We start from the raw sequence: 18,065 nt of genomic DNA, 5'->3' as shown, positions 1-18,065 counted from the left end.
GTCTCCGCGGAAAGATTCCTGGATTGCTTCGCTTCGCTCGCAATGACGAACAAACAAAAACGCCGGAGCGGTTTCCCGCTCCGGCGTTTCGTTCGTTCAGGCGATAAGACTTACGCCGCGTTGAAGCCGGCAACGGCCTTCACTTCGAGGAAGTCCTCGAGGCCGTACTTGCCCCACTCGCGGCCGTTGCCGGACTGCTTGTAGCCGCCGAACGGCGCGGTGCGGTCGTTCGGCACGCCCTGCAGGTTGACGTTGCCGGCGCGGATCTGGCGGGCGACGCGCTTGGCGTCCTCGACGGAAGCGCCCGAGACATAGCCGGCAAGCCCATAGGGCGTGTCGTTGGCGATCTGCACGGCGTCGGCTTCGTCCTTGGCGCCGATGATGGTCAGCACCGGTCCGAAGATTTCCTCGCGGGCGATCGTCATGTCGGGGGTGACGTCGGCGAAGATGGTCGGGCGGACATAGAAGCCCTTGTTGACGCCTTCGGGCAGGCCCGGGCCGCCGGCGACGAGCGTTGCGCCCTCGTCGATGCCCTTCTTGATCAGGCCCTGAATCTTGTCCCACTGGCCGCGGTTGACGACCGGGCCGATGGTGGTGCCCTCGGCGCGGGGATCGCCGGCCTTGGTCTTGTCGGCGACCGCCTTCGCGATCGCGGCGACGTCCTTCATCTTGGACAGCGGCACGATCATGCGCGAGGGCGCGTTGCAGGACTGGCCGGAGTTGTTGAACATGTGCATCACGCCGCCGGTCACCGCCTTCGTGAGGTCGGCGCCTTCGAGGATGACGTTCGGAGACTTGCCGCCGAGCTCCTGGCTGACGCGCTTCACGGTCGGAGCCGCGCGCTTGGCCACGTCGATGCCGGCGCGGGTCGAGCCGGTGAACGAGATCATGTCGATGTCGGGGTGCTCGCTCATGGCGGCGCCGACCTCGGGGCCGAGACCGTTGACGAGGTTGAACACGCCCTTCGGCACGCCGGCTTCGTGGAGGATTTCCGCAAAGATCAAGGCCGAGGTCGGCGTGAACTCCGACGGCTTCAGGATCATGGTGCAGCCGGCGGCAAGCGCAGGCGCGACCTTGCAGGCGATCTGGTTGAGCGGCCAGTTCCAGGGCGTGATCATGCCGACCACGCCGATCGGCTCGCGCAGCACCATGGCGGTGCCGACCGGCTCCTCGAAATGATAGTTCTTGAGCACGTCGAGCGTGGTCATGAGATGGCCGAGGCCGGCACCGGCCTGCAGCTTCTCCGCCATCGGCAGCGGCGCGCCCATCTCGTCGGAGACGGCGGCGCCGATGTCCTTGAGGCGGCCCTTGTAGATTTCGATGACCTTGGTGAGCAGCGCGACGCGCTCGTCGCGGCTGGTCTGGGAGAACGTCACAAAGGCGCGCTTGGCGGCGGCAACGGCCTTGTCCACATCGGCCTTCGAGCCCAGCGCAACCTCGTACATCGCCTCTTCCGTCGCCGGATTGACCACGGCGGTGGACTTCTTGACGGCGGGATCGACCCAGGCGCCATCGATGTAGAATTGCATGCGATTGACCATCGTTAACCTCTTCTTGGGGGCTTGGTGGGGGCGTTTCGGAGGCATCCTTGCACGAAAGCGCCGGCAATTGAACCCGCCATATGCGGGGCCAGCGTTGCTGCGGACGGGCGGAATATGGGACTTGGTTTGAACCGAGGCAAGCGCCGTGGGTCCCGGCTCAGCGTCGCGTCATTTCATGCCGCGCCGCGTCCGGGACACGAGATTAGAACGAGCGCAAACACCTCTCGTGCCCCGGACGCAGCGCAGCACTTCTTCAGTGATGCGCTGCAGAGCCGGGGCCCATGCGTCCGGGTTACCCCCACTACACCGCCATCTTCCGATGCAGCACCGGCGCGCCGGTGGTGAGGCTTTCGGCCGCATCGATGATGGCGTTGGCGTCGATGCCGTAGTGCCGATGCAGGTCAGCGATCGTGCCGGTCTGGCCGAACTGCTCGACGCCGAGCGCCTCGACGCGATGGCCGCGGACGCTGCCGAGCCAGCCGAGGGTTGCCGGATGGCCGTCGATGATGGTCACGATGCCGCAGTCGCGCGGCAGCGGCGCCAGCAGTTTTTCGATGTGGCTGAGATGCTGCACGCCGCGCCGGTCGCGACGTAATTTCCGTGCGGCGGTCCAGCCCGCATGGAGACGATCCGCCGAAGTGATCGCGAGCAGGCCGATGTCGCGCCGGCTTTCGCCGATGAAGCCGGTCGCTTCGATCGCCTCCGGCGCAATCGCGCCGGTATAGGCGATCACGAGTTCGGCATTCGGGCCCGGCTTGCGCAGCCAGTAGGCCCCGTCGGTGATGCCCTGCGCGAGCTCGCCCGTCATGATGCGCTGCGCCTGTTCGATGCTGCGCGTCGAGAGCCTCAAGTAAACGGAACCGCCCTCGCCCGGATCGCGCTGCATGTGATTGAACCCCCATGCCATGATCACGGCGAGCTCGTCGACGAAGGCCGGCTCGAACGAGGCAAGGCCGTCCTGGGCCATGCCGATCAAAGGCGTTGCGATCGACTGGTGCGCGCCGCCTTCCGGCGCGAGCGTGATGCCCGATGGCGTCGCCGCCACCATGAAGCGCGCATCCTGGTAGCAGGCATAGTTCAGCGCATCGAGGCCGCGCTCGATGAAGGGATCGTAGAGCGTGCCGACCGGCAGCAGCCGTTCGCCGTTGATCTGGTGCGACAGGCCGAGCGCCGAGAGCATGATGAACAGGTTCATCTCGGCAATGCCGAGCTCGAGATGCTGGCCCTTGGGCGAGGCATCCCAGTTGAATGTGGACGGAATTTTCTCGCTGCGGAATAAGTCCGCCTTCTCCGCACGCGCAAACAGGCCGCGCCGGTTGACCCACGGACCGAGATTGGTCGAGACGGTGACGTCGGGCGAAGTCGTGACGATGCGCTTTGCGAGCTCGCTGTCGCCGCGCGCGATTTCGTTCAGCACGAGGCCGAAGCCCTGCTGGGTCGACATCTGCGCCGACGGCTTGAAGGTGAGCTGCGAGGGCACCTCGACGACTGGCGCGGTGAGCCGGCGACCGTCCCGGTTGAACGGCACGCGCGCGAGAAACGCATCGAGCTCGGCGGGAGCTAACGCGAGGCCCTCATACTTGTCCCATTCGTGGCCGGGCCGGATGTTCTGGCTCTCGCGATATTTCTCCATCTGCGCGACCGTCATCAGGCCGGCATGGTTGTCCTTGTGGCCCTGGAACGGCAGGCCGACGCCCTTGATGGTGTAGGCGATGAAGCAGACCGGGCGATCGTGGTCGATGGATTCGAAGGCGTCCAGCATGCTTGCCATGTCGTGGCCGCCGAGGTTCGACATCAGCGCCAGCAACTCGTCGTCGCTGCGCTTGTCGATCAGTTTCGTGATCGGGCCCTGGTCGCCGATCTCGTCGTGCAGATGCTTGCGGAAGGCGGCGCCGCCCTGGAAGCACAGCGCGGCGTAGAGCGCGTTGGGGCAATTGTCGATCCAGCGCTTCAGCGCCTCGCCGCCAGCTTCCGCAAAGGCCTCGCGCATCAGGCGGCCGTATTTCACGATCACCACGTCCCAGCCGAAATTGCGGAACATGGTCTCGAATTTTTCCCAGAGACCCTCGCGCACGACCGCGTCGAGCGACTGGCGGTTGTAGTCGACCACCCACCAGGTGTTGCGCAGGCCGTGCTTCCAGCCCTCGGCGAGCGCCTCCCAAATATTGCCTTCGTCCATCTCGGCGTCGCCGACCAGCGCAATCATCCGCCCTTCGCGGCGGTCCTTCATCCAGCCATGCGCCTTGACGTAGTCCTGCACCAATGACGAGAACAACGTCTGCGCGACGCCGAGGCCGACCGAGCCGGTCGAGAAATCGACGTCGTCGACGTCCTTGGTGCGCGACGGATAGGACTGCGCGCCCTTGAAGCCGCGAAAGTTCTCCAGCTTCTCGCGGCTCTGCCGGCCGAACAGATACTGGATGGCGTGGAACACCGGGCTCGCATGCGGCTTCACCGCGACGCGGTCCTCGGGCCGCAGCACGCTGAAATACAGCGCAGACATGATGGTGGCGAGCGAGGCGGACGAGGCCTGGTGTCCCCCGACCTTGAGGCCGTCCGCGTTGGAACGGATGTGGTTGGCGTGGTGGATGGTCCATGACGACAGCCACAGCGCCTTGCGGGCCAGCGCGGTCAATGTGTCCAAACGGGCGGTATCAACGGGCATGGCAAATGTTCCCGGAAACAGGTTGCACCATGATACGCCTGCGGAGGGCGCCAAACTTCTCAATTTTTCGCGCTATACCCCCAAATATTGGGATAGTTTATCAGTGGAACTGCGCCTCAGACAGGTTTCATCCCAATGCCCGAACTCGACGCCATCGACCGCAAGATCCTCGCATTGCTCCAGAACGACAGCCGGCTGACCATGCAGGAGCTCGCCGACAAGGTCGGGCTCTCGGTGTCGCCCTGCCATCGCCGGGTCAAGCTGCTGGAACAGCGCGGCGTGATCTCGCGTTATGTCGCAACCGTCGACCAGAAGGCGCTCGGCCTGCATGTCAGCGTGTTCATCTCGATCAAGCTGGCGCGACAGAAGGAGGAGGACCTCAACCGCTTCGCGCGCGCGATCTCGAAATGGGACGAGGTGCTGGAGTGCTATCTGATGACCGGCAACCGCGACTATCTGCTGCGCGTGGTGGCGGCCGACCTCGCCTCCTACGAGACCTTCCTGAAGACCAAGCTGACCCGGCTCGACGGGATCGCCTCGATCGAGTCGAGCTTTGCGCTGAGCCAGGTGAAGTACTCGATTGCGCTGCCGGTGTGACGCCGTCGCCGGATTGGGCTCAGCCATGCTGTCGACGACGATCTCGCCGTTCCTGAAAATCGCAGCGCGCATCCGGCTCCTCCCATGGCGTTGGAGCCGACGATAGCACGAAGCGGGACGTGCGATCTTGCGTCAGGGGTTCGGGGAACGCTCTTCCAGCACCAGCAGCTGGGCGCGGCGGATGCGCTCGCGATGGGCGATGTAGAGACCGCTGGCGACGATGAACGCAGCGCCGGTAACGGTCCAGACGTCGGGCACTTCGCCGAACAGGAAAAAGCCCAAGATGCTGACCCAGAGCAGCTGCGTGTAGGAGAACGGCGCCAGCACCGAAGCATCGCCATAGCGATAGGCCAGCACGATGATCCACTGGCCGACGGTTGAGGCGACGCCGATCACGATCCCGAGCCCGACCGCGGTCCAGCTCGGCGTCACCCAGACGAACGGCACCATCACGCTGAGGATCGCAACGCCCGTCAGCGCGGAATAGGCCATCGTGGTGACGACCGCTTCGCGGCCGCTCATCATGCGCGTCAGGATCAGCGCGGCGGCCCAGCAGAACGCCGAGATGATCGGGAAGAACGCGGCGGCGTGAAACGCGCTCGAGCCCGGGCGCAGGATGATCATCACGCCCGTCAGGCCGATCCCGGTCGCGATCCAGCGGCGCATGCCCACCTTCTCGCTCAGGAAGACGATCGAGAGTGCGGTGACGAACAGCGGCGAGACGAAGCCGGTGGCGGAGGCCTCCGCGATCGGCAGGAAGCTCAAGCCGGTGATGAAGAACAGCGACGACCCGAGCAGCGCCGCGCCGCGCATCAGCTGCAGGCCAAGTCGCTCGGTGCGCATCGCATAGATCGGAGAAGCCGGCAGCATCACCGGCGTGAACAACAGCGCGAACGTGACGAAGCGGATCCAGGTGATCTCGATCGACGGCAGGCTCGTCGACAGATATTTCGCGGTGACGTCGGAGCAACCGAGAAAGATCGTCGACAGCAGCACCAGCGCGATCCCCTTGAAGGGATGATCGACGCGCGCGGGAGCGCGGCGAGTCTCCTGCTTCTTCTCCGGCACGGGCATGGGAATACTGTCGAGCCTTGCGGCTGCGGCGGGCGGCGGTGTCACGACTGGAACCTGGGAAATACGATTCGGGAACGAGCGTAAAAAAACGACAATTGCACCGCTTTCACAACTTCCGAAAACAGGATGCCGATATGCGCTGACGTCCGCGCGTGTCAATACTCCGTTAATAATAGGCTTTTGTGCACTACAGCATGGGCAGGCCGCGCGGCTTTGGACCGCGTGGAAACGCCGCATCGAGCGCGGAAATCTCCTCTGTCGTCAGCACGAGATCGCCGGCGGCCGCATTCTCGCCGGCATGTTCCGCAGACGACGCCTTCGGGATCGCGACCACCGTAGTCGCACGGGTGAGGAAGCTCAGCGCGACCTGACGCGGTGTCGCATGACGCGCCTCCGCGATGCGCGCCAGCACGGCACCGCCCTTGCTGTTGCTTGTTGGGAAATCGTCATGACCGAACGGCGAGTAGGCGACGACGGCGACGCCGTGCTTCTCGCACCACGGGATCACCGCATGCTCAATCGCGCGTTCCTTGAGATGATAGAGCACCTGATTGCAGGCGATGCGGCCTTCGCCGGAAACGTCGAGAATTTCGTCGAGATCATCGGCGTCGAAATTCGAGACGCCCCAGGATTTGATCTTGCCCGCCTTCGCCAGTTCTTCGAACGCGGCGACGGTGTCTTCGAGCGGATAGGAACCGCGCCAGTGCAGCAGATAGCAGTCGAGCCGATCGGTCTTCAGCCGCCTCAGCGAGCGTTCACAGGCCGCGATAGTGCCGCGACGCGAGGCATTGCTCGGCAGCACCTTCGAGACAAGGAATACCTCATCCCGCCGGCCCGCGATCGCATCGGCAATGACGAGCTCGGCATCGCCATACATCTCGGCAGTATCGATGTGGGTCATGCCGAGATCGAGCCCGCGCACAAGCGCCGCGATCGCGCACTTGCGGTCGCCGTGGTCGAGATACCAGGTGCCCTGCCCGATCACGGAGACGCTGGCGCCGGTCTTGCCGAAGGGGTTTGCTCGCATGTTTTTCTCCGAGGCCGATGTCTCGTCCAAGCAACCACCACGGAGCCCAGGAGTTCAGTTCACCGATGACAGCCAGGGTGTTGGACGGCAGGCACAATAGGGCACAATCGTTGTTTTTATGTGTGCTGATGGAAGAGCGCAGCAACATAGGGCACAATTGGCGGCGCGTCGATTGGGACGGAGGCATTGGCTGCCACCCTCACCGTCATTCCCCGCGAACGCGGGGAATCCAGTACGCCGCGGCCCTACTGCTCAATCACAAGTGGCTCGGTGTACTGGATCGCCCGGTCAAGGCCGGGCGATGACAGCGGAGTTTACGGCGACGACCGAGAACGTCGCCCTACCCTGCAGCCCCCGCGACCTTCACCTGCTTCGCGGGCGGGACCTCCGTCGTCGCGATCAGGCGCTTCAGTTCGGGGATGCAGGAGCCGCAATTGGTGCCGGCCTTGAGCTTGGCGCCGATCTCGGCGGCCGTGCGCGCGCCGCCGGCGATGGTGTCGCAGATGGTGCCGCGGCCGACGCCGAAGCAGGCGCAAACGACGGGGCCGGTCGAGTCCGCGCCCTCCGTCGACTTGCCCGACAGCAGCATGCGGCGCTGCTCGTCGGTGACGTGATCGGCCACGAACAGGCTCTTCACCACCTCCCAGTCGCCGGCATCATGCGCGGGGCCAACGAACAGGCAGGTCTCGATACGGTCGCCAGCGAACGAGGCCGCGCGATAAACGCCGCCGCCGAAATCGCGATAATCGGCGACGTCCTCACCGGCGACGCCGTCGAGCCAGGCCGGCCAGCGCGACAGATCGGCATTGTCGGCGAAGAGATAGCCGACCCCGCCCGCAACCGTGACGCGGGTCCACATCAGGCCTGGCGGCAGCTCGAGCTGCTTTCGCGACAGCGCGAAACCGCGAAAGACGAATTCATAGGGCGCGATCGCAGCCGGCGTCGCCTTCGACTCCGGCTGGCCCGAGAACGGATCGGTGAACGGTGCGACCAGCGCCCCGACGCGGCCATGCGAAGCGTTCATCGCGCTCCAGTGGATCGGCGCGAACAGCGTGCAGCGTTGTTGCCGATCGCTGACGACGACTTTCAGGACGCACTGGCCGTAATCGGTGGTAACGCGGGCAAAGCCGTTATGGGCAATGCTGTACCTGTTGGCGTCGTCAGGGTGGATCTCGACGAACGGCTCGGGCAGATGCGCGCCCAGCCGCTGGCTGAGGCCCGTGCGCGTCATGGTGTGCCACTGGTCGCGGATACGCCCGGTGTTGAGCCGCAGCGGACGCGACGGCCCGGTCTCGCCGCGCAGCGCCGGCACTTCAGGTGCAACAAAGCGGCCTTTGCCGTCATTGGTGAAGAAGCCGCCCGTCGCGAAGAAACGCTCGCCGGAAGTCTGGCCCTCACGCGCTGGCCACTGCACCGGCTTCAAGGCGTCGAAGGCCTCGTCGGACAGCGAAGTCAGCGCGCCGATGTCGAAATCGCGGCTGCCGTCATTCTCGAACGCCGACAACGCGGCGTGCTCGCGAAAAATGTCCGCGGCAGATTTGTAGTTGAAGCTGTCGCCGAAGCCGAGACGCTTGGCGGTCTCGCTCAGGATCCACCAGTCCGGCCGCGCCTCGCCCGGCGCCGGCAGGAACGAGCGCTGGCGCGAGATGCGTCGCTCGGAATTGGTCACGGTGCCCGACTTCTCGCCCCAGGCCAGCGCCGGCAGCAGCACGTGCGGGCCCGCCTCGACCGTGTCGTTGGAGAGCACGTTCTCGGAAACCACGAACAGCTCGAGCTTCTTCAGCGCCTCACGGACGAAGTCCGCATCCGGCAGGGATACCGCCGGGTTGGTGCCCATCACCCAGAGCGCCTTGACCTCGCCGCGGTTGATGGCCTCGAACAGTTGTACCGCCTTCAGCCCCTCATGGGTGGCGATGCGCGGCGCCTTCCAGAACCGCCGCACGCGGTCGATGTCCGGCGGCGTGAAGTTCATATGCGCGGCGAGCTGGTTGGCGAGACCGCCGACCTCGCGGCCGCCCATCGCGTTGGGCTGGCCGGTGAGCGAGAACGGCGAGGCACCCGGCTTGCCGATGCGCCCCGTGGCAAGATGGCAGTTCAGAATGGCGTTGACCTTGTCGGTGCCCTGCGCCGACTGGTTGACGCCCTGCGAATAGAGCGTGACGACGCGCTCGGTGTCGCGGAACATCTTGAAGAAGGTGGCGACGTCCTGTTCGGACAGGCCCGTGGCCAGCGCGGTCGCGGTGATGCTGCCGGCGATGTTGCGCGCACGCGCCAACGCGTCGTCGAAGCCCGATGTGTTCTGCGCGATATAATCCTGGTCGAGCGCGCCATTGTCGGCGAGATGGACGAACAAGCCGGAGAACAGCGCGGTATCGGTGCCGGGTTTCAATCCGAGGAACAGATCGACGTCGGTTGCGGTGTCGGTGCGGCGCGGATCGATCACGATCATGCGCGCGCCGCGGTCCTGCCGGTTCTTCAGCATGCGCTGGAACAGCACCGGATGGCACCAGGCCGCGTTCGAGCCGACGAACACGAGGAGGTCGGCCTGGTCGAGATCCTCATAACAGCCGGGCACGGTGTCCGCACCAAACGCGCGGCGATGGCCGGCGACCGAGGACGACATGCAGAGCCGCGAATTGGTGTCGACATTGGCGGTGCCGACGAATCCCTTCATCAGCTTGTTGGCGACGTAATAATCCTCGGTCAGGAGCTGGCCCGAGAGATAGAACGCGACCGCATCGGCACCGTCGCGCGCGACGATGTGCTGCATGCGATGGGCGACGTGATCGAGCGCATCGCTCCAGGCGACGCGTTCCAGCACGCCCTTGCAGCGGATCATCGGATAGAGCAGCCGGCTTTCCAGCCCGACGGTCTCGCCGAGCGCCGAGCCCTTCGAGCACAGCCGGCCGAAATTGGCGGGATGATCCGGATCACCCGCGATCGCCGCGCCGCCGTTGCCGTCAGGGGTCGCCAGCACACCGCAGCCGACCCCGCAATAGGGACAGGTCGTCTTGGTGGCGCGGAGCGCGGGATCGATCGCCGTCATATCGAGCTGCCTTATCAAGCCGCCTTGCGAGGACGCGCCAGGGCGCGGCCGAACATCATGTCGGTACGGATCGCCGCCACCTTGTCGCGATTACGGATCAGCTCGAGATACCAGAGCGCATCGACGGTATCGCCGATCAGCACGGCACCGGTAAGCCGGCCGTCGGCGATGACGAGCTTCTTGTAGGTGCCGCGCCTGATATCTGACAGCACGAGGCTCTCGCTGCCCTCGCCGCCCATGAAGTCGCCGGCCGAGAACACGCTGACGCCGGAGACCTTGAGGTTGGTCGAGACCACGCTGCCCTGATAGGAAGCCGGATGTCCGGCGAGATGCCGTGCCAGCACGCGCGCCTGCTCGTAGGCCGGCTCGACCAGGCCATAACAAGTGCCGCGGTGCTCGGCACATTCGCCGAGCGCGTAGATGTCCGGCGAGGCCGTCTGCATAACATCGTTGACGACAATACCGCGGTTGACCGCAACACCCGCGTCCTTCGCGAGCGCGATGTTCGGCCTGATGCCGGCCGCGAAGATCACGGCGTCGGCCTCGATGCGGCTGCCGTCGGCGAGTTCGACCGCTTCGACATGGCCCTCGCCATGGATGCGCGCCGTCGAGGCGTTGAGCAGGATGCGGATGCCCTTGCGCTCGACCAGCGTCTTGAGCAAATCCGCGGCCGGCGAATCGAGCTGGCGCTCCATCAGCCGGTCCATCAGATGAAGCAGCGTCACCGGCGCACCGGCCTTGGCGAGGCCGTAGGCCGCCTCCAGGCCGAGCAGGCCGCCGCCGACCACGACGACGCGCTTCTTTGCCGCCGCCAGCGTCAGCAGCAAGTCGACATCGCGCGTGTCGCGAAAGGTATGAACGCCGACAAGATCAGCGCCCGGCACGTTGAGCCGCAGCGGCGTCGATCCCGTGGCGAGCACGAGTTTTGAGTACTCCATGCTCTCTTCGCCCGCGATCTTGAGCTCGCGGCGGCCGGTATCGATCTCGGTGACGCGATAGCCGTAGCGCACGGTGACGCCGCGGTGGCGCCACCAGTCCGCCGGCCGGAGCTCGATCTCGTGCGAGCCGGTCTCGCCGGCCAGCACGGATGAGAGCAGCACGCGATTGTAAGCGAGCCGCGGCTCATCGCCGATGACGGCAACCGCGTAGCGGCCGAGTGCGGTCTTGGCGAGTTCGTCGACCAGCCGCGCGGCCGCCATACCGTTACCGACGATGACGAGTGGCTCACTCACGAAGCATCTCCTATTCGGCGGCCTGCGCTTGAGCGCCATAGGCCTCGGAAATCATGTAGCCGGACAGCACGCCATAGGCGTCGGTCCAGGCTTTTGCGAGTTCGGGCGTCCAGGCTTCGCCGAGGCCCTTCTCCAGGGTCCACAGCAAGGTCGCGCCGACCACGGGGTAGTGCTCGGCCTTGGCGCCGTAGCCGACGTGGCGCTTGGCGAGCGCGGAGGCCGCGGGAAGAATCGAGTCCAGGTTCGACAGGCCGCCGACGACGGCGGCGAGCATGCCCATCAGCTTCTTGCGCTGCTCGGTCATGTCTTCAGGGAACATCGCGCGCACGGACGGTGCCACCTCGAACAGGCGGTCGTAGAACAGCACCGCAGCCTGCGCGGAAATGGGCGCGACCTTGGCAAAGCTCTGCTGGACGAGGGTGATCTGTTCTGGCGTCATAATGTTCTCCTGTCTGTTTCGGTCTGCCTTTGTCCGCACCGTTGCGAACAAGGTTCATGGATCAAACGTCATCAGAGAGACCTCTCCCCGCGTACGGGGAGAAGCGAGTTTCATACCAAGTGTCACACCCGCGCTTCGGCGAGGCTTGGCGCGCCCTCACCCTGCGGGCTGCGACGCAGGTAGAACCACCAGGTCAGAGCGAGGCAGGAGGCGTAGAAGGCAAGATAGATCGCGAGCGCGAGCGACGGCCCGCCGGTCAGCGCGATCGACTTGCCGAAACCGCTCGGGATCAGATAGCCGCCGACCGCGCCGACCGCGCCGATGAAGCCGACCGCAGCGCCGCTCTCGATACTCGCTGTCTTCAAGGCGGCCGCACGCGCCGCATCGCCCTTGCCGCGCACCTTGAACAGGTTCTGCTCGCGGAAGATCGAGGGGATCATGCGGTACGTCGAGCCGTTGCCGATGCCCGTCGTCACGAACAGGATCAGGAACATCGCAAGGAAGCCGATAAAGTCCTTCTGCCCGACGAAATAGAGCACGCCGACCGTGGCGCCCGCCATCACGATGAAATTCCAGAAGGTGATGACCGAGCCGCCGATCTTGTCGGCAAGCCAGCCGCCGAAGGGCCGCGACAGCGAACCGACCAGCGGCCCGAGGAACGCGATCGCGATCGTGACTTGCGGGAACTGGGTCTTGATCAGCAGGGGAAACGCCGCGGAGTAACCGATGAAGGATCCGAACGTGCCGATATAGAGATACGCCATGATCCAGGTGTGCTTGCGCTTGACGACGGCAAGCTGGTTCTTGATCGACGATTTGGCCGTGGTGAGATTGTTCATGAAGAACACCGCACCGAACACGGCGATCGCGATCGGCAGCACCCACATCAGGCCGGCATTCTGGAGGAAGATGCCGTCGACCGGGCTTGCCTGGAACAGGTTGATGACGGCGAGCGTCATCAGGATCGGGGTCAGGAGCTGCACGCTGGAGACGCCGATATTGCCGCCGGCGGCATTGAGGCCGAGCGCCCATCCCTTCATCCGGTCGGGGAAGAAGAACGAGATGTTGGTCATGCTGGAGGCGAAGTTGCCGCCGCCGAGACCGGCGGTCGAAGCGATCAGCAGCATCAGCCAGAACGGCGTGTCGGGCTGGCTGACGAAATAAGCCAGCGACAGCGTCGGGATGAACAGGATCGCCGCACTGAAGATGGTCCAGTTGCGGCCGCCGAACGTCGTCACCGCGAATGTGTAGGGAAAACGCATCAAGGCGCCGATCAGGCCGGGCACGGCGACGAGTTGGAACAGCTGGTCTGTCGTGTAGTGAAAGCCCGCCTGCGGCAGCTTGGTGGTGACGATGCTCCAGATCAGCCAGACCGAGAAGCCGATATGCTCGGCCACGATCGACCAGATCAGGTTACGCCGGGCGATCGCTTTACCGCCCGCATTCCAGAACGCCTCATCTTCGGGGCGCCAGTCAGAAATCCACGTCGGATTCTTGGTCATTGAATATCCCTTCCAGGCTCACCGCTGCGTCGTTGCAGGCTCAGCCTCCGGCCACGGAGGCGCGCTCCGAGGCTTCACCCCGGTGGCGAGTTCACGATGCTGATTGATGATGTTGAGGGACGTCGTCGTTGGCGTCGCGCAAAGGCGTTTCAATTTCCGTGCCAGTTGCGCGCACCGTCGAAATACAGGGATTTCAAGCTGTTATTCGTGTCGCTCGAAATTTTGGCAGGCCCTTTCAGCACGCTAAATTTGCGGTTCGCTCAATCCTTGTGCGTCGCACAAGGATTGAGCGGGATGTCGATTATTTGGGCTCAAGCATGTCCTTGCGTGATCCTTCGTTTACGCAGCCTCGACGAAGCGATGACGCTCATAGAGGAATTCGAGCACGCGCTGCCGGCACTTCAAGTAGGTCGCGCTGGTGGCGAGATCGAGCCGCTTGCGCGGGCGCGCCAGCGGCACCTCGAGCACCTCGCCGATGCGCGCAGACGGTCCGTTCGTCATCATGACGATACGGTCGGAGAGCAGCACCGCTTCGTCAACATCGTGGGTGATCATCAGAATGGTGTTGCCGAGCTTCTGGTGCAGCGCCATCACCGAGTCCTGCAAATGGGCGCGGGTCAGCGCGTCGAGCGCACCGAACGGCTCGTCGAGCAGCAGCACCTTCGGCTCCATCGCCAGCGCACGGGCGATGCCGACGCGCTGCTTCATGCCGCCGGAGATTTCGGAAGGGCGCTTGTCCCTGGCATGCGCCATCTGCACGAGGTTGAGATTGTGCATGACCCAGGCGTCGCGTTCGGCGCGGGATTTGGTCCTGGCAAAAACCTTGTCGACGCCGAGCCTGACGTTCTCGTACACGGTCAGCCACGGCAGCAGGCTGTGATTCTGGAACACGACGGCGCGATCGGGGCCCGGCGAGTTGACCTCGCGGTTCTCCAGCAGCACGCCGCCGGTGGTGGCGTTGGTCAATCCTGCGATGATGTTGAGCAGGGTCGACTTGCCGCAGCCGGAATGGCCGATGATCGAGACGTATTCGCCCTTCTCGATCGTCAGATTGATGTCCTTCAGCACCTCTGTGGAGGCGGCGCCGCGGGTAAAGACCTTGTCGATGTGGTCGAGCTTCAGATAGGCGGTCATGTGTTTACTCCTCAACCCTGAGCCGTGCCGCGAGTGACGATCTTGCCGAGACCCGCGATCAGGCGATCAAGTACGAAGCCGATGATGCCGACATAGAACAGCGCCAAAACGATCTCGCTGATATGCGAGGAGTTCCAGGCGTCCCAGATGAAGAAGCCGATGCCGACGCCGCCGATCAGCATTTCCGCGGCGACGATCGCGAGCCAGGACAGGCCGATGCCGATGCGGAGCCCCGTGAAGATATAGGGTGCGGCCGCGGGGATCATGATCTTGGCGAAGAACTCGAGCGGATTGAGCTGCACCACCGCGGCGACGTTGCGATAATCCTGTGGGATGTTGCGGATGCCGACCGCGGTGTTGATGATGATCGGCCAGATCGAGGTGATGAAGATGACGAAGATCGCGGACGGCTGGCCGTCGCGGAACGCCGCAAGCGACAGCGGCAGCCAGGCGAGCGGCGGGATCGTGCGCAGCACCTGGAACAGCGGATCGAGCCCGCGCATCGCCCAGACCGACTGGCCGACCAGGACGCCGAGCGCGATGCCGGCGATCGCGGAGAGCGAGTAGCCGAGCGCGACACGCTGGAGACTGGCGGAGAGATGCCAGAACAGGCCCTTGTCGATGCCGCCATGGTCGAAGAACGGATCGAGGATCAGCTCCTTGGTATCCTTGAACACCCGCGACGGCGGCGGCAATGCCGAGCCGGCGCGGCGGCAGACCAGCTCCCATACCAGCATCAGCAGCGCGATCACGACCAGCGGCGGGATCACGCGCACGGCGGTCTCCCGCGCCATCCGCGCGTAAGTCTCCGAACGCGGCGGACGCTTCGGTGTCATCGCGACGACCGGCGCGGCAGCGCTCGCGGGCTTCGCGGTCTCAACCTCGATCTTCGTGGCAGGCATGTTCATCGCAATATCTCTCCGGCTGCAAAAGACGATGCGGCCGCCGTAAAGGCGGCCGCTGGCTCCATCAGACTTCGACGCGCTTGATCGCGAGCGACTTCAGATAGGCCGCCGGATTTTCGGGGTCGAACACCTTGCCGTCGAAGAAGGTCTCCTTGCCGCGCGAGGTGGAGGCCGGGATCTCGGCAGCCGCGACGCCGAGCGTCTTGGCCGCATCGCGCCACATGTCCTCGCGGTTCACCTTGGCGATCAGCGCCTTGGTGTCGAAATTCGCCTCATACTTGCCCCAGCGGATGTCCTCGGTCAGGAACCAGAGGTCGTGGCTCTTGAACGGATAGGAGGCGAAGTCGCGCCAGTACTTCATGATGTGCGGCGAGTTCTCGACCACCTTGCCGGGGATGCCGTAATCGAACTTGCCGGCGGTGCGATCGAGCACGTCCTCCACCGGACAGTTCATCCACTGCCGCTTGCCCATGATAGCGGCAAGCTCGGCCTTGTTCTCGGCCTTGTCGGACCATTGCTGGGCTTCCATCACCGCCATGAGCAGCGCCTTGGCGGCCTTCGGATATTTGTCGACGAAGGCGGCGCGCATGCCGAAGGATTTTTCCGGATGCTTGTTCCAGAGCTCGCCGGTGTTGATCGCGGTATAGCCGATGTTCTGATGGATCAGCTGCAGGTTCCAGGGCTCGCCGACGCAGAAGCAATCCATGGTGCCGACCTTCATGTTAGCCACCATCTGCGGCGGCGGCACCACGATGGTCTCGATGTCCTTGTCGGGATCGATGCCGCCGGCGGCGAGCCAGTAGCGGATCCAGAGATCATGCGTGCCGCCGGGGAAGGTCATCGCGGCCTTCACCGACTTGCCGGACGCTTTCTTCTTCTCCAGCGCCGCCTTGAACGGCGCAGCATCGACGCCGAGCTTGAGGTCGGCATATTCATTGGCGACGGAGATGCACTGGCTGTCGAGATTGAGCCGCGCCAGGATGTACATCGGCGTCGGCTGGTTGTTCTGCGTCACCTTGCCGGCCGAGACCAGGTACGGCATCGGGGTCAGGATATGCGCACCGTCGATGCCGTTGCCTTCCGAGCCAAGCACGAGATTGTCGCGCGTGGTGCCCCATGAGGCCTGCTTCTGTACGTCGGTGTCCGGCATGCCGTATTTGGCGAACAGGCCCTTGTCCTTGGCGACGAAGAGCGGGCCGGCATCGCTCAGCGCGATGAAGCCGAGCTTGGCTCCCTTGACCTCGGGGCCTGCGTCCTGCGCAAAGGCGCCGGCGGGGAAATTCAGTTTTGCGGCGGCGAGAAGTGCGGCGGTAGAGCCGGTGGCTTTCAACAATTGACGGCGGCTGAGGCCATTATCCGAGGGCCGGCGAATGCGCTTGGTCATAGCTGGTGTCGTCCTTTTGCGTCGTTGCGAATGATTGCGTCAGTGCGCACGAGCAGCCCGTCCGTCCGTGGCGCGCGAAAAAGGCGCATGCGAACGCGCGACGGGGGGACCCCCGTCTGGTGGCGTCAGCAAATTCGGATGAGAAGTCTCGCGGGACGGCTTCAATGGCGTCGGCTCGGAACCATTCAAGCTTCATGCCAAGCCCGCAGCCTCTGAAAGAGAATTAAAATCAATAAGTTATGCGTGCTGCGCCAGACTGTCGCAGGCTTGTTGCGCACGCGAAATTTGCGGCCTGCCCAGAACTTGTGCGACGCACAAATCTTATGCAGCCGCCTAAGCAACGGGCCGCAGACCCGGCAAAAGCCGGATCGAGGCTGGAGTCATCCAGCTGATATCACTGACCTTTTCCGATCCACCCGAGCGGCACGCAATTTGCTTCCTTGGGAGCGTCAACGAAGACTGCGGCTTTGCCGCATTGTTGCAGCCGCTGGCGGCTGCATCCGGAAGCTCAATAGCTTCGCGGCCCTCCCCGGCACAGTCGTCGTGACGCGATTCCAAGGCTTCCAACTGCCCAAAACCCTCGTGCGGCACGCCAGCCCGCACGTCCCATACGTTCAGCCGCGCTCTCCGAGAGGGTGTGTCGGTCTCACTTACTTACGAAGCAAAAGGAACCCTTGATGTCGTATCTCGCGCCTTCGGAATTCGTCACCAAGATGGTGGATGCGGGCGAGTCCAAAGTCTTCATGTCCACCCGGGATACCATCATCCGGGCCTACATGGCCGGCGCCATCCTCGCGCTCGCCGCCTGGTTCGCCGTCACGATCAACGTGAACACGGGACAGCCGCTGGTCGGCGCGCTGTTGTTTCCGGTCGGATTCGTCATGCTCTATCTGCTGGGCTTCGACCTCCTGACCGGCGTGTTCGTGCTTTCGCCGCTGGCGCTGATCGACAAGCGCCCCGGCGTCACCCTCGGCGGCGTGCTGCGCAACTGGGGTCTGGTCTTCGTCGGCAACTTCGCCGGTGCCTTCACGGTGGCCTTCATGATGGCCTTCGTCACGACGTTCGGCTTCACGGAGGCGCCGGACAAGGTCGGCGCGGCCATCGGCAATATCGGTGAGGGCCGAACGCTGGGCTATGCCGCCCACGGCGCGGCCGGCATGGCGACGCTGTTCCTGCGCGGCATGCTCTGCAACTGGATGGTCTCGACCGGCGTGGTCGGCGCCATGATCTCGACTTCGGTCCCCGGCAAGGTCATCGCGATGTGGATGCCGATCCTGGTGTTCTTCTACATGGTGTTCGAGCATTCCGTCGTGAACATGTTCCTGTTCCCGTCGGGCTTGATGCTGCACGCGAAATTCTCGATCATGGATTACCTGATCTGGAACGAGATCCCGACGGTGCTCGGCAATCTCGTCGGCGGCCTCGCCTTCACCGGCATGACCCTCTACGCCACGCACGTCATGACCAAGCCGAAGCGCGAGGCCGGCAAGGCTGCAAAGCCCCGCGTTGCGGCCTGAGC

The 18,065-nt window shown here is 64.4% G+C and carries 13 protein-coding genes; 2 read left to right on the top strand and 11 right to left on the bottom strand.

Features of this window, described 5'->3' with window-relative positions:
- Positions 1–110: 110 nt before the first annotated feature.
- Both QSV46_RS09075 and QSV46_RS09070 read right to left on the bottom strand, forming a co-directional pair.
- A complete protein-coding gene (locus tag QSV46_RS09075; protein WP_314949462.1) occupies positions 111–1,541 on the bottom strand; it encodes an aldehyde dehydrogenase family protein in 1,431 nt (476 codons plus the stop codon).
- A gap of 301 nt (positions 1,542–1,842) precedes the next feature.
- Complete coding sequence (locus QSV46_RS09070; protein WP_314949460.1) at positions 1,843–4,206, bottom strand: transketolase; 2,364 nt, start codon at positions 4,204–4,206, stop codon at positions 1,843–1,845.
- 135 nt (positions 4,207–4,341) lie between these two features.
- Here QSV46_RS09070 and QSV46_RS09065 point away from each other — a divergent pair, with 135 nt between their 5' ends.
- On the top strand, positions 4,342–4,803 hold the full coding sequence (locus tag QSV46_RS09065) for an Lrp/AsnC family transcriptional regulator (RefSeq protein WP_314949458.1): 462 nt from the start codon (positions 4,342–4,344) through the stop codon (positions 4,801–4,803).
- 132 nt (positions 4,804–4,935) lie between these two features.
- On the opposite strand, the gene QSV46_RS09060 is transcribed toward QSV46_RS09065, so the two are convergent.
- The 9 genes from QSV46_RS09060 to QSV46_RS09020 form a co-directional block, all read right to left on the bottom strand.
- Positions 4,936–5,877 (bottom strand): DMT family transporter, encoded by a 942-nt coding sequence (locus QSV46_RS09060; RefSeq protein WP_314949978.1) that lies wholly within the window; start codon positions 5,875–5,877, stop codon positions 4,936–4,938.
- 187 nt (positions 5,878–6,064) lie between these two features.
- On the bottom strand, positions 6,065–6,904 hold the full coding sequence (locus QSV46_RS09055) for an aldo/keto reductase (RefSeq protein WP_314949457.1): 840 nt from the start codon (positions 6,902–6,904) through the stop codon (positions 6,065–6,067).
- Between the two features lie 340 nt (positions 6,905–7,244).
- The gene (locus QSV46_RS09050) at positions 7,245–9,950 is read right to left on the bottom strand and encodes a molybdopterin-dependent oxidoreductase (protein WP_314949456.1); all 2,706 of its coding nucleotides are present in this window, start codon (positions 9,948–9,950) and stop codon (positions 7,245–7,247) included.
- A gap of 14 nt (positions 9,951–9,964) precedes the next feature.
- Positions 9,965–11,182, bottom strand: coding sequence for an NAD(P)/FAD-dependent oxidoreductase (locus tag QSV46_RS09045; RefSeq protein ID WP_314949455.1), 1,218 nt, complete (start codon positions 11,180–11,182; stop codon positions 9,965–9,967).
- 10 nt (positions 11,183–11,192) lie between these two features.
- Positions 11,193–11,621 (bottom strand): globin family protein, encoded by a 429-nt coding sequence (locus tag QSV46_RS09040; RefSeq protein ID WP_314949453.1) that lies wholly within the window; start codon positions 11,619–11,621, stop codon positions 11,193–11,195.
- A gap of 122 nt (positions 11,622–11,743) precedes the next feature.
- Positions 11,744–13,123 (bottom strand): MFS transporter, encoded by a 1,380-nt coding sequence (locus tag QSV46_RS09035; protein ID WP_314949451.1) that lies wholly within the window; start codon positions 13,121–13,123, stop codon positions 11,744–11,746.
- 339 nt (positions 13,124–13,462) lie between these two features.
- The gene (locus QSV46_RS09030; protein ID WP_314949449.1) at positions 13,463–14,257 is read right to left on the bottom strand and encodes an ABC transporter ATP-binding protein; all 795 of its coding nucleotides are present in this window, start codon (positions 14,255–14,257) and stop codon (positions 13,463–13,465) included.
- An 11-nt stretch (positions 14,258–14,268) separates the two neighbouring features.
- Entirely contained in the window at positions 14,269–15,165 is an 897-nt protein-coding gene (gene ntrB / locus QSV46_RS09025) for a nitrate ABC transporter permease (RefSeq protein ID WP_314949447.1), read from the bottom strand.
- A 61-nt stretch (positions 15,166–15,226) separates the two neighbouring features.
- Positions 15,227–16,546, bottom strand: coding sequence for a CmpA/NrtA family ABC transporter substrate-binding protein (locus QSV46_RS09020; protein WP_314949445.1), 1,320 nt, complete (start codon positions 16,544–16,546; stop codon positions 15,227–15,229).
- 677 nt (positions 16,547–17,223) lie between these two features.
- Between QSV46_RS09020 and QSV46_RS09015 the strand changes: the two genes are divergently transcribed.
- The gene (locus QSV46_RS09015; protein WP_314949444.1) at positions 17,224–18,063 is read left to right on the top strand and encodes a formate/nitrite transporter family protein; all 840 of its coding nucleotides are present in this window, start codon (positions 17,224–17,226) and stop codon (positions 18,061–18,063) included.
- Positions 18,064–18,065: the final 2 nt, after the last annotated feature.

The organism is Bradyrhizobium cosmicum, from assembly GCF_032290525.1.
Lineage (GTDB): Bacteria > Pseudomonadota > Alphaproteobacteria > Rhizobiales > Xanthobacteraceae > Bradyrhizobium > Bradyrhizobium cosmicum_A.
Note: the sequence above shows the minus strand (reverse complement) of the source record. Positions and strands in the feature narration are given on the sequence as shown.